General features: G+C 51.9%; 12 protein-coding genes and 2 pseudogenes. 5 read left to right on the top strand and 9 right to left on the bottom strand.

What is annotated here, in order from left to right; genetic code table 11:
* Positions 1–4 precede the first annotated feature (4 nt).
* Positions 5–139, bottom strand: a pseudogene (locus tag CD000_RS11410) (respiratory nitrate reductase subunit gamma); the annotation flags it as partial.
* A 501-nt stretch (positions 140–640) separates the two neighbouring features.
* On the opposite strand from CD000_RS11410, the pseudogene CD000_RS11420 reads away from it, so the two are divergent.
* A pseudogene (locus tag CD000_RS11420) lies at positions 641–946 on the top strand (acetolactate synthase large subunit); the annotation flags it as partial.
* Between the two features lie 225 nt (positions 947–1,171).
* Here CD000_RS11420 and CD000_RS11425 read toward each other — a convergent pair.
* From CD000_RS11425 to CD000_RS11445, 5 genes are all read right to left on the bottom strand, one after another.
* On the bottom strand, positions 1,172–2,230 hold the full coding sequence (locus CD000_RS11425; protein WP_096225698.1) for a multicopper oxidase domain-containing protein: 1,059 nt from the start codon (positions 2,228–2,230) through the stop codon (positions 1,172–1,174).
* 287 nt (positions 2,231–2,517) lie between these two features.
* A complete protein-coding gene (locus CD000_RS11430; RefSeq protein WP_033027961.1) occupies positions 2,518–3,693 on the bottom strand; it encodes an MFS transporter in 1,176 nt (391 codons plus the stop codon).
* 279 nt (positions 3,694–3,972) lie between these two features.
* Complete coding sequence (locus CD000_RS11435; RefSeq protein ID WP_023633804.1) at positions 3,973–5,052, bottom strand: ABC transporter permease; 1,080 nt, start codon at positions 5,050–5,052, stop codon at positions 3,973–3,975.
* Positions 5,039–5,995: an ABC transporter ATP-binding protein gene (locus CD000_RS11440; protein ID WP_023633803.1), complete on the bottom strand. Its 957-nt coding sequence runs from the start codon at positions 5,993–5,995 to the stop codon at positions 5,039–5,041. Before CD000_RS11440 ends, CD000_RS11435 begins: the two co-directional genes overlap by 14 nt.
* 2 nt (positions 5,996–5,997) lie before the next feature.
* The gene (locus CD000_RS11445; RefSeq protein ID WP_096225699.1) at positions 5,998–7,164 is read right to left on the bottom strand and encodes a COG1470 family protein; all 1,167 of its coding nucleotides are present in this window, start codon (positions 7,162–7,164) and stop codon (positions 5,998–6,000) included.
* Between the two features lie 128 nt (positions 7,165–7,292).
* On the opposite strand from CD000_RS11445, the gene CD000_RS11450 reads away from it, so the two are divergent.
* On the top strand, positions 7,293–7,874 hold the full coding sequence (locus tag CD000_RS11450) for a sigma-70 family RNA polymerase sigma factor (RefSeq protein ID WP_023633802.1): 582 nt from the start codon (positions 7,293–7,295) through the stop codon (positions 7,872–7,874).
* On the top strand, positions 7,864–8,613 hold the full coding sequence (locus tag CD000_RS11455; protein ID WP_096225700.1) for an anti-sigma factor: 750 nt from the start codon (positions 7,864–7,866) through the stop codon (positions 8,611–8,613). The genes CD000_RS11450 and CD000_RS11455 overlap by 11 nt, the downstream gene beginning before the upstream one ends.
* 143 nt (positions 8,614–8,756) lie before the next feature.
* Here the strand turns inward: CD000_RS11455 and CD000_RS11460 are convergent, their stop codons facing one another.
* The 3 genes from CD000_RS11460 to CD000_RS11475 all read right to left on the bottom strand — a co-directional run bounded on the left by CD000_RS11460 (position 8,757) and on the right by CD000_RS11475 (position 11,052).
* On the bottom strand, positions 8,757–9,875 hold the full coding sequence (locus CD000_RS11460; RefSeq protein ID WP_014195094.1) for a TIGR04053 family radical SAM/SPASM domain-containing protein: 1,119 nt from the start codon (positions 9,873–9,875) through the stop codon (positions 8,757–8,759).
* A gap of 256 nt (positions 9,876–10,131) precedes the next feature.
* Complete coding sequence (locus CD000_RS11470; protein ID WP_033007367.1) at positions 10,132–10,713, bottom strand: molybdenum cofactor guanylyltransferase; 582 nt, start codon at positions 10,711–10,713, stop codon at positions 10,132–10,134.
* 105 nt (positions 10,714–10,818) lie between these two features.
* Positions 10,819–11,052, bottom strand: coding sequence for a DUF2249 domain-containing protein (locus tag CD000_RS11475; protein ID WP_013523134.1), 234 nt, complete (start codon positions 11,050–11,052; stop codon positions 10,819–10,821).
* 129 nt (positions 11,053–11,181) lie between these two features.
* Here CD000_RS11475 and CD000_RS18830 point away from each other — a divergent pair, with 129 nt between their 5' ends.
* Positions 11,182–11,349: a hypothetical protein gene (locus tag CD000_RS18830; RefSeq protein WP_021322324.1), complete on the top strand. Its 168-nt coding sequence runs from the start codon at positions 11,182–11,184 to the stop codon at positions 11,347–11,349.
* Between the two features lie 752 nt (positions 11,350–12,101).
* Positions 12,102–12,686, top strand: a complete 585-nt coding sequence (locus tag CD000_RS11485; RefSeq protein WP_096225702.1) for a hypothetical protein — start codon at positions 12,102–12,104, stop codon at positions 12,684–12,686.
* The last annotated feature ends 130 nt before the right edge of the window (positions 12,687–12,816 follow it).

Raw genomic sequence — 12,816 nt, forward strand, 5'->3', positions numbered from 1 at the left:
TTCACTAAATTTTTTTCGCCCGCATCCGGCGATAGACGACGTAATGCCGGTTTAAATACGTCACCGGGACGCTCCATACATGCACGAGGCGGGTGAACGGCCAAACGCCGAATAACAGCAAGGCGGAGAGAATGTCAACTACCCCCACTTCGCTAACGCTTGAAGTGGGGGCTTGCAACTCCCCAGAAGTGCAAACGGACTTCGTCCTCCTTCCTTGACTTGGGGTTGCATCAGGGGGCAGGTTGACGACTACCCAACGACGCAGGTCATGCCTGCATCGTTACCGATTCTCTCGGTGTGTCTGTTGGCAGTACTTGGCTTCCACACACAACAGACGGACCTACGCTCGATGTTTTACGGTTACAACGTTTCCTGTAACCAACTCCATACATCGAGTAGCCGTGATTGGAGTGCCTTTATTGAACGGTTTTCTCCACGCCTTTATTCTATCATACACAAAAGAAAGGGGGAACGCGCATTCCTCTCCCACTTACTCCCTTTGGTCGTTGAAGTGGGAGTCTCCTGCGCGAAATAGGATGAATTTGAAATCCAATCGGCGCATCGCTGACGAGCTGCGGCAGCGGCGGGGGCATATCCGATGAAAAAAGCCGCCCTTCCGAAGCCGAAGAACATCCCGAGAAAATCGCTTGAAGCGGCCATTACCGCCATTGAAAACGCCAAAAAGCCAGTCTTGTTTATCGGCGGCGGAGTTATTCATTCCGGCGCCTCAGAGTGGATGCGCGAAGTGGCCACGCAAAGCCAAATTCCCGTCGTCAGCTCGCTGATGGGAATCGGCGCTTTTGATCAAACGAACCCACTCTACTTAGGGATGGTAGGAATGCACGGAACGTATGCGGCCAACAAGGCGGTTCACCAATGTGACCTATTGATTTGTGTCGGCGTGCGCTTCAGCGACCGGGTAACAGGGCAGTCTTGCTTGATTTCAATATTGCTGAGGAAGAAAACGTCTACCCGATCGTTCCCCCCGGGCAAAGCAACGATCAAGCCATTTTGACCCGTTGACTTATGCAAAAAGCGCCCGCCAACAAACAAATGCGGACGCTTTTTTGATGGAAAGTGATGTGCATCACTTCATTTTTTCTCAATCTCTCTATAATTAAGAAATATAAGGCTTTGGGCGGCATCCATCCTGTTTGCGGAACAGGATCGATCAATGTCCGCTCGTTTCCGCGCCGTCGTCTTCGCCGGTTTCGGTCACCTTCAGCATGGCGACGGCTCCCTTTTGAGCATGATTAAACTGGTGAGTGACGATCGGATACGTTCCCGGGCGGGTGACGGTAAATTCGACGACCGCACCGCCGCTTGCCGGAAGCATCACCGTCTGCATTCCTTGCAAATGGTTGTTCGGGTTGCCATCAAGGTACACATCATCGAAGACCGTGCCGACAACGTGAAACGAGCTTACCTCGTTCGGACCGACGTTGTTGACATACAAGCGGATTTTCTCGCCGACTTTCGCCAATAACGGCTTTTCTTTAAGGGTAAATGTGTCCCCGTTCGTATTCGGATCGCCAGGTTTAAGCGCCTTCGCTGAGAAAACGACATAGCTTGGCACGCCGTTTTGGAAGTCGTTCATGTCGTTGTATTTATACCATTCATTTTGGATGAGCACATATTCGCGATCCACTTCCTTGTCGGTCGGATAACCGTTTTTCGGCTTGACGATGATCACGCCGTGCATGCCGTTGGCGATATGTTGCAAGACTGGCTTCGTGCCGCAATGATACATAAACACGCCCGGTTTGTTTGCGGGGTAAGTGAACGTTCCCGATTTGTTCGGCATCACGTCAATAAAGTCTTTTGACGGTGCAGCGTGGACAGCGTGAAAGTCCATGCTGTGCGGGATGACTGGGTCCATATTTTTCAGCGTAAAATGGATCGTATCCCCTTCATTGACAACGACGAGCGGCCCGGGCGCCTGGCCGTTAAACGTCCACGCTTTGTAGATTTTTCCTTTGTCAATTTCAATATCGGTAATTTGCGCCGTCATTTCGATGCGGACGTCATGCGGTCCGATCCGCTCCATTTTCAGCGGCACCGGCGCTTGATTCACTCCTTTGTGCGCTGCTAAAACGTTCGTCGCCTGCTGTTGTGTGGCGGCCGTTTCACTTTTGCTTTCCACCTTCACCTGCTCTCCCCCGTTATTGCACGCCGCTAAAAGCGAGGCCGCCAACACGATCGATAACAACGCGGATCCATTTCGGTTCATCGTTCTTTCCTCCTCTAACGGAATCGGTTTACACCTTCAGCGTACGCCATTTCGGCTTCCCCTCTAGTGATTTGTATCACCAAGGAACACGCATATTTGAAGGGTTTGTGAAACGTTGAACAATATGTTTATCGCTACTGTAAAAACGATAAAGAGCGTGCCCACGTTGGCTAACGGAAAACGGGCATTTCGTTTTCCGAATCGTCATCAGTCCCCCCTTCAGTCCATCATGCCTAGTGAACAATAAAAAGAGGCCAAAAGCGGATACTTTTGACCTCTTTCGATGGTTACGATGCGTACCGTTTCGCCGATTCGCCGGCTTTTTTGCCGAAGACGATTCGATTCAATAAGAAGCAGATCAAGGTAAACAGGCTGAGAAGCATAAACCCGAGCACGTAAGAACCAGTCACATCTTTGATGATGCCCATTAAAATCGGCGGGAAAAAGCCGCCCAGTCCGCCCCATGCGCCGACAAGGCCGGTGACGGCGCCCGTTTCGGCTGGGAACAGCTGCGGCACGAGTTTGAACACCGCACCGTTGCCCAGCCCAGACATCACGGCCACAAACAAACAAGCCGCTGTCATCACCCAAATGTTTTCCATTCCAAATACGATCGTCAAGGCGCCGATTGTCATTCCAGCGTAGACGAACGTCAACACCCGTTCAGCTCCGATTTTATCGCCAAGATAGCCGCCGACTGGCCGCGCAAGCGTAGCGAGTACAGTAAACCCAGCCGCGCGCATCCCAGCATCCACTGGCGTCAACCCATACAAGTCAACAAGGAGCGACGGCAAGTAAATGCCAAAGGCGACAAATGCTCCGAATGTGACGAAGTAAAACAGCGACAACGTCCACGTATGTTTGTATTTCAACACCGACAGCGATTCGCGCATCGTTTTTTGTTGTTTTGGCTTCGGCATATCCGGTGTGAAAAACCAAACGAGAATAAGCATGACGACAACGGGGATGATCATTCCCCAAAACGCCCACGAAACGCCGAAAGCGGCAGCGATCGATGGAACCGAAAAACTGGCGACCGCTGTGCCGAAGTTGCCCATCGCGTTAATCCCGAGCGCTGTTCCTTGCTTTTCCGGCGGAGTCAAGCGCGACACGAACGTTACCGAGATCGCGAACGACGTCCCGGCCATACCGATGAAAAACGCCCAAAACAGAAGCATCGCATACGAATCCGCAAACCCTGCGCCGATGAGCGGAACGATTAAAAACAGGAGCAGCAGCGAAAACAGCCTGCGCCCGCCGATCCGGTCCGTCCAAATGCCAAGCGGCAAACGCATGATCGAGCCGAGCAGCACCGGAATGGCGACTAAAATGCTTTTTTGCGTCGATGTCAGCCCGTACATTTCTTGAAACGTGCTCGCCAGCGGCGAAAAGACGGCCCAAACCGCGAATGAAAACGTCATGGCCAATGTTGTGATCGGCAGCAGCGCCTTTTGTTTATTCATGAAAATCCCCTCCCAAACTTTCAAAATTTGTGACGTTGTTTGTACTTCCATCATATGCAGGAGAAGGAAACAGATTTGTGAGGTTGATCACATTCTTGCCTGTTGTCACCATTTTGCCACAATCGTTGTCACAGTCTTGTCACATCCAAAAAAAGAAAAAGCCCGTCCCCAAAAGGAACGGACACGATTTGGCAGAACGTTTTTCACATACGAACGATAAGAAACGCTGTTGGGCGCACACATCTCTTCCGCCCCGTCTACGGCAAACAACTTGTTTTCTCACCCACTCGCCCGTATCTCCTGCCTCATAAACAACCAATACGCGATCGCAAAGCAGATGAGGGTGGCGGCAATGAGCGCGGTCGCCTGCGGCCAAATGAGCAGCAAACTTTGCGAGAACGGCAAGGGGGCCGCAACAGCGCCGGCCGTTTGCTCCACCGTGACGATCCCTAGCGTTCGGACGTCCGGCGAAAGCAAGGCGGTTGTTGATTCATTGAACAAGTAGCTCGGCGACAATCTCATGAGACCAAGCACCAACTCTTGACGGCCGACCGCCTGCTCGACGGACGTAATGGCGTCAGACTGCAAAAACGATTTCGCAAACACTTCCACGATCATCGAGTAGAAAAGATTGAAAAACAGCCAAACGGCCATCGACGACAACGCGGATGTCGCCGCCTGGCGGAAGACGACGGAAAACAAAATGCCGAGATTCAGCCAAAAGGCGATATACACAAGACATAACAACAAAAAGCAGACCATGCGGGCAAACTCTTCGAAAGTAGGCGGAATCCCCAAGACCAAAATGCCCAACGCCATCACGAGCAGGCCGAGCGAAAGAAACAAAACAGCATTCAACAACAGCGCAGCGACAAACTTGCCGTTGATCACATAATCGCGCGGAATCGGCTGGGCCATGAGCCGGCTTAACGTCCCCCGATTCCGCTCCGAATTGATGGCGTCAAATCCAAGGGCGATGCCGAGCAGCGGCCCGAGAAAGCTGACAAACGTCAGAAACGAAGGCAACGTTCCGTCCGAGACGGTGAATAATTTTAGAAACAAGTAGGCGCCTTTCGCGATTTCCTTGGCCTCTTCCGAGGAATCCAACGCGTCCCGGATTGTCGTCATCGCCGTATACAGCGAGCCGAAGCAAGTAAGCAAGATGAGGGCGATTAAAATGATCATGCGCCAACTCGTCAAATAATCGGCCAGTTCTTTTTTGACAATGGCCGAAAAGGCGCTGTTTGCCCCTCTTGCTCGTTTCTTCTCATCAAGCGCACCCACCTTCAGCCGTTCGCTCCATCTTTTCACATATGAAAAAACATCGTTTGCCCATCGCTCTTCCTTACTGGCCTTCACGTACATCCCTCCCTTCAAAATAGCGGTGATAAATCTCATCAAGTCCAAAATCCCGCCGGCTGAGATGGAACAGCGAAGATCCTGATTCGATGATCGTCTGGCTGATGGCGGCGCTCACATCCGTTTGGCAATACACATCCCATCCATCTTCCGTTTGCTCCACTTTATTGACGCCCGGAATCGCCTCGATTTTGGACCGTAAGGAAGCGTCAAGCGGCGAAGCAACCACATGGATGACATAGGCATCCTGCAAAAACAGCTGTTGCGCCAGGCGTTCGATATTCCCTTCGGCCAACAATCGACCGCCCACGAACAAGCCGACTCGGTCGCAAATTTTCTGCACATGGTGCAATTGGTGCGAGGACAGCAGGACCGTGATGCCTTCATGACGGCTCAAATCGCGGATCAGCCGAAGCAGCTCGCGCACTCCCTCAGGGTCGATGCCCAACGTCGGCTCATCCAAAATGATCACTTCCGGGCGCTTCATCAACACATCGGCCAAGCCGAGCCGCTGCCTCATTCCCCGCGAGTATTTCCCCGCTTTTTTATGGGCCGCATCGGTCAAATTCACCTTCTCGAGCAGCTCCCACGCTCGCTTTTCCGCCTCGGCGCGAGGAATGCCGTTTAACGCCGCCGTATACAGCAAGTTCTCCAACCCTGTCATGTGATGGTAAAAGCCGACATCATCCGGCAAGTACCCGACTTTCCGTTTAACGTCAATGGGATTTCGCACTGGATCGATCCCGCATACCCTAACCATGCCGGACGTCGGCTCGGTGAGCCCGAGCATCATCAAAATCGTCGTCGTCTTTCCGGCCCCGTTCGGGCCAAGAAGCCCAAAAATTTCCCCTTTTTGAATGGAAAGCGACAAATGGTCAACCGCCCGATGGTCGCCATACGTTTTGCACAAGTTGTCAAGCTCGATGACAGCGGGTGCTGCCATGCTTACCTCCTCCCGTATGTTTTGATCAAATAGTATAGCCCTCCGGCCACCCCGAGAATGATCAACACCGCCACCACTCCCCAAACGGTCGACGTTTTGACCGAGACGCGGAACGCCGCCTCCACCGACGTTTCCGCCGTTTGCGCCTGGAAGTTGACAACATAATCCCCAGCGATCGCTTCATCCGACGCTTTCACTTTCGCCTTGACTGTTTTGGAATCGCCCGGGTTCAGCTGGGCGATCGTGCTTTGATCGAATTCCACTTCCCAATCAGGCGGAGCGTCAGCCGTCATATTGATGTTCAAAAGTGGAGCGCTTCCGGTGTTTTTGACAACAAGATCGATCACCCGTTCATGCCCCGCCGTCACATCGGTGCTTAAGTTTCCTGACGGCGTCGTCAGTTTGAGCGCATACGTGCCCGTAATGACCGCTTCTAACGTCAGCTCAGCCGACGTATCGCTCGTTTGCGCTTTGATCGGGATTTTGTACGTGCCCGCTTTCACATTTTCCGGCGGTTTAACCTCTACGGTAATGTCTCTTGATTCATTCGGCTCGAGCTTCACCGACGTAACGGAATTGCCTTCCGATTTGAACGTGACTTGCCAACCTTTTTCCGCCGCCGAACTTAACGCGTAATTTTGCGTCTTGGCAGTTCGATTTTTCAGCGTGACATCATACGTGAAGCTCGAATCCGCGTGCCCCTCGAGGTTCGTTTGTTCCGACGTCAGTTCCGTTTTAAACGATCCTTGTTCCGTCACGCGGACAAGCAGCGGCAATTTCGATGAACCACTGTCCCCTTTCGCGACGAGCCAAAAGCGGTAATCCCCCTTGTCGACATCCAGCGGCACGGTCACTTCCAACGTGACCTCTTCTTCTTTTCCGCCTCGGACGGACAGCTGCTCAATCGTTCTCCCCTCAGCGGTAATCGAAGTCGACCATCCTTTCGGCAGGTGGTCAAACGAGAAGGTGACGTTTTCAATGTTGGAACCGTTGTTGATGACATTGACCGTATAGTCGATTGTTTCCCCCGGCGTCACGGAAAGCCCGGTGTATGGCGTGAAGAGAACAACACCGCTTGCCGCCGATGCCGGGCGGATCGGAAGAAGAAGCGAAAAGAGAGTCAAGATCATGGCGAACATCATGATGATCCTGCTTTGCACGACATTCACTCCCTCCTTCTGTTTTCACTTCTGTATACGCCAGAAATGGATCAATGGATTTGTTTTGCAGGAGAAAAATTCAGTTGTAGAATAGATGCAGAGCAACCATTCCAAGCATGCGTCGGGAGGTGGGCAAGATGGAAGACCGACGGAAAGACCTCGAACTGCTCGAGAAGATCGCCGAAGGCTCGCGCGCCGCCTTTGACCGTTTTTACGAAAAATACGCTCCGATGGTCTATCATATCGCTCTTCGGATCGTCGGCGACGAGGTGGAGGCGGAAGATGTCAGCCACGATGTGTTTCTCGAAATCTTGCAAAAACCGCATCAATTCGACCCGAAACGGGGAAGCGTTCAAGCCTTTCTTGCCGTGAAAACGAAAAGCCGGTCGCTCGACCGCCTGCGCAAGAAACGGGACCTTTTAGTGAGCCGCCTTGAGGAAGCAGCTTTAACAGAAAAGGGGGCGGAATTTGATTTTCTCCGCCAACTGGAACAACAAGTCATCATAGACGCTTTAACCCATCTCCCCGAGGAGCAGCGGCAAGCCATCATTCACTTTTACTTTCATGGGGAAACACAGCGGGAAATCGCCGCCGCGATGAACAAACCGTTAGGCTCCGTCAAGTCGCTCATCCGCTACGGCTTGCGCAATTTGCGGAAACAAAAAGAGCTGTTCCACTGGATGGGGGCTGGCAGAGGTGAAGAACAGCATGAAGCATAGCCATATTTCGGAAGCAAAAATCGTGGACTGGCTGTTAGGCGTGCTGCCAGAGCAAGAAAAAGAAGACGTGTCCAACCATCTAAAGCAGTGCCTTGAATGCCAACGCTTGCTTGAAGCGTGGAAAAACATCGGGCTTAAGGAGGAAGCCCAATATGAAGCACCTCCCCTTTCTCATAAAGAGCGAATTTGGGCCCAAGCAGAAGCGCAAAAACAAACGAAGCGGATGCGGCGCGGTCTCCGCATGGCAGGCGGGTGGATCGGTGCAGCTTTGGCCGTTTTCCTTTTCACCTTGCGCCTTTCCGCTCCCAGCGACGGACCAGCCGCTTCCCATGACCGATCGGATGAGCCATATCGATACCAGATTGTCGAACAACATACCGACATTCCGATCGAGCGAATCATCCATAATCCCAAAACGAAACAAATTCCGATTGAGCCATCGGCGCTCTTTCAACAGATGGACGGCACGATTTGGCTCAATGACGATACGAAGGAAATGTTGATGGAAATTGAAGGGCTGCCGCCGTTTGCGGCCCGCGATTATCAATTGTGGATCATTTACACCAACAACGAGGTCAAAGGGGAACTGTTGACGATCCGCCACGGAGCGGCGCGCATTTTGATCACCGGCGAGGATGTCAAACAGTTCAAGCAAATTAAAGCGAGCCTCGAACCAAAAGGGGGAAGCGCGGCGCCGACCGGGCCCGAGACCTTTATAGTCGAGTTGAACCACGAATGATCTTTCAACAAAAATGGGGAAGGGCGCCTGCTCCTCCCCCGTATGTTTTGAACACACATCCAACATCCGCCGCATGCGCCCGGGCAACCGTCTCACGAACGCCGTAGCGCCGTCATTTTAAGCGGCCGTTTTTCACCGCCCTCTTACCGTTGGCTTCGCTCTTTTGTCCGCAGCGCCTTTGGAATGTAAACACAATACGGCTCGCTTTCCAAATAGTCGCCCGTTACAGCGTAAGCGCGTGAACGAGAGCCGCCGCACACATATCGGAACTCGCAGACGCCGCATTTTCCTTTATATTTGTCCGGATTGCGCAAGTCTTGGAAAATCGGCGAGTGTCGGTAAATGTCCGCCAGCGGCGTTTCCCGGACGTTCCCGGCTTTGACCGGCAGCAGCCCGCTCGGATAGACGTCGCCAATATGGGAAATAAAGACGAAACCGTTGCCGTCGTTTACTCCTTTCGGCGCGCGGCCGAGCCCGTCGACTTGTCCGGTCAACCCTTGGTTCAACACATCTTCGTAACGGATGCCGCCTTTTGTCGCTTTTCCTTCGCGCATTTTCGCCTGTAGCACAACGCGGCGGTAATGCTGGCCGGCTGTCGTTTTAATGTCAAACGGAACGCGCTTGCTCGTTTCATACAACCAGCGGAACACCCGCTCATGCTCGATGGGGGAAATCATGTCCTCCTCCTTCCCCCTGCCTGTCGGCACAAGGAAAAAGACGCTCCAAAGGACGCATTTCAGCTTCTCAACCAATTCCGCCATTTCATCAAGCACATGAACGTTGTATCGCGAAATGACGGTGTTGATTTGCACGGGAATGTCGAGCTCATGCAAGTATTGAATCGCACGGATCGTCAAATCAAACGAGCCGCTCACGCCGCGGAAATGGTCGTGAATCTCGGCGTTCGGCCCGTCAAGGCTGAACGCCCAGCGCGACAGACCGACCTCTTTTGCTTTGCGGATCGCCTCTTTCGTCACGTTCGGCGTCGCGCTTGGCGTCATTGACACGCGCAGCCCTTTATCGATCGCATATTTCGCTAAATCGTACACATCCGGACGCATGAGCGGATCGCCGCCCGTAAAGACGAGCATCGGCTGATCCATCTCGTAAATCTCATCGATCAGTTTTTTCCCTTCCTCAAACGTCAACTCGCGCGGATCGCGATGGTATTGCGCTTCAGCGCGGCAATGAAGGCACTTGAGTTGGCACGCCCGTGTCAACTCCCAAATGACGATAAACGGGTTTTTATTGAAATCGTGCATCCAATTCCCTCCTTGGCCTCCATTGTACCGCAACATTCAGGCGCGTTATGTGATATCGATCACCTCCACAGCAAAGCCACAACAGAGGGCTATTGTACAGGCGAAATCATTTTTCACTTGCGTATCATGAGCGTCTTCCTGCATCAAGTGCATTTTTTGGTGAAAAACCGGGAAAAAGAACCATTTCGTGGTCAAGGATGGCTCCTCTGATTGAAAAAAAGTATATGCTGTGTCTCCTTCGGCCACAATTCCCCCTTCACCGGTACTCTCCCTCCGTATTGACATTGCGCCATACAGTTTCATCCGCGGCAAGCTGTTGGGCGTCAACATAGCGGACGCGGGCGCCGTCAATAAGCGAGATCATCCGCCGTTCGCCGGCGTCAAGCAGCTCGGCGATCACGGAACGAAGCCGACGATGGTATAGAGCGACCAATGGCTCTGGGCGGCCGCCATGGAGTGGAACGATGGCGTCAAACGTCGGATCGATATAGGAAGCAAGCCGCTCCGCCACTTCCCGCCGCATGTACGGCATGTCGCACGGCAGGACGAACACCCAGTCGGCTCGGCTCTGTTCCATGACGGTGTAAAGGCCGGCCAGCGGCCCACAGCCGCGGCAGCGCTCCACATCGAGCAGCACCGGGATGTCCGTTTGCCGGCGGAATTCATCGATAAGCGACGGGTGGCTGACGATGTACAATTCATCGGCGACGGATCGCAGCGCCGCGACGGACCAAGTGAAAAACGGAGCTCCTTCGTGCAACGCAAACGCCTTCGGCCGCCCAAACCGGCGCGACTGGCCGCCGGCGAGCACCGCTCCGGCAATCGTTTGTTTCATCATGCTTCCCCTTTCCGGACATCCATCGTTTGTTTTTACCGTACCATACCAACCAGCGAAAAAAAAAGATTTCCGCCTGCAGACGGAAATCCCAATGGAGCGGATGATTTATTTTTTGCCGATGGCCACCCGCCATACGTCCGGCCCTTCCTCTAAGTACTCCCATGTAAACTGATCCGGACGCTCCATCATGAATTGGTATTGCAGCGGACGCGGGTCATGGTCATTCGTCAGCTCCATCACTTCCCCCGGCTTCAAACTGTCAAACAGCCGAAAAATTGCCGGATGGCGGTCGCGCGGCGGATAGTCCGGGGCGTGGATTTTGGCGGCAAATTGGTTCATAACATTGGCCTCCTTTGTAGTATAATGAATTATATACTTTATCATAACCGCTTGAACCTTGGGGGGTAGTGACGAGCGTCACAGCCCGAAGGTGAACATGTTCAATCCCCATGAAAGGAGAAATGGCGGTTGGAAGAGCTTGTTGGCTTTTGCGCGCAATGCGGCAAGCCGATCCATTGTCTGCATGGGTTTTTAAACGGCGTCGTCAGCCGAGAAACAGAGACGTTGTACTGCTTTCCATGCTATGACAAGCAAAAGGAAACCGAACACACCACGCCGGACAAATGCCACAAGTGATTGAAAACGTTCACAAGTCAACTACCCACCACTTAAAGCCTAACGGCTTTTGAAATGGGGGCTTGGCAAGCCCTAGTTGACTACCCTCAGCCATTCAATGGCTACGTTGGAAGGGTCATGACACTTACGGATGCTCCTCCAGTCCGTAACCCTGTCGCAGATGGTTAAAAGCTCTGATGGGTAGGAGCGGTGCTGTCTGCCGAACAAGCCCTTCCAACATTGGGGAGGAGGAACTCACTCCTGAAAGGAGGAAGGGCGATTCCTCCCCGACTTTCGCTCTCGCTTAGAAGTCGGGGTCTCCTCGCCAAAGAAGATGAAAGGGGGGCTGACCCAAAAATCCACTAACAAGTGGACTTTTGGAGCCAGCTCTTTCTTTTTTAAATCGTACATTGATCATGAACGATTCCGATTAAATCCCTTGTTTCTCCTTATTATTAAAGAAAGGAAGTTCGATTTTCTTAAAAACAATGTCGCTGCCGGGATTAACATGACCGTACGGGCTAAAACGCACTCCTTTTCCTGGACGGATACAAAGCGACAATGACACAAAACGTTATTTTCAAATTTCTACGAATCATTTATAATATGAATGGGGAACGATTGTCCTCATTTGTTCTGCGCTACAATCCCATCCCTTTCCTCAACCACTTACTCTACACGCTCGTTTCCCCAGTCCTCAAAAGAAAGGAGCGATTCATCATCACTCGCTTTTCCAGGGCTGCTATATATCTTATTAGAAGGGAGGATTTTCCTTGGAAGAGATATTGAAACAAATTTTGGACAAGCTCCAAATGATCGAACATGAAGTAAGCGACGTCAAAACAAACATGGCAACGAAACAGGAGCTCGAAGAAGTGAAGCAAAACTTCACAACAGAGCTTGAGGATATTAAAGCCAACATGGCAACGAAACAAGAACTTGAAGAAGTGAAGCATAGTTTCACAAAAGAGATCGAAGACATCAAAGCCAACATGGCTACCAAACAAGAACTTGAAGACATCAAAGCCAACATGGCTACCAAGCAAGAACTTGAAGACATCAAAGCCAACATGGCTACCAAACAAGAACTTGAAGACATCAAAGCCAACATGGCTACCAAACAGGAGCTTGAGGACGTAAAGAACAACCTAATGAAAGAATTAGATCATGTCAAAGCCAATATGGTCACGAAGCAAGAGTTTGTTTTCGTCCAACAAGCAGTGCTTGAAACAAATGAAATCGTTAAGAAAATAGAACAAAACATGGAAAAGCACGAACGGATTTTAGATCTTCTTTCTAGGCGTTCGATTGAACAAGAAGCGGCAATTTCCAGCATTCGTCTTATTAAGGCACCATAAGCAAGGAGAGAGCATCCCTCCCTACCTTTCTTAGGTGTGGCCGCCTTTTATAGTAAGGAAGAAACGTCTCCATCGGAATGCGCTTGGCGATTTCGTAAACTACATGAGCCATATGATCCAATGGAATGAT

This window comes from Geobacillus sp. FJAT-46040 (assembly GCF_002335725.1).
GTDB classification, from domain to species: domain Bacteria; phylum Bacillota; class Bacilli; order Bacillales; family Anoxybacillaceae; genus Geobacillus; species Geobacillus thermoleovorans.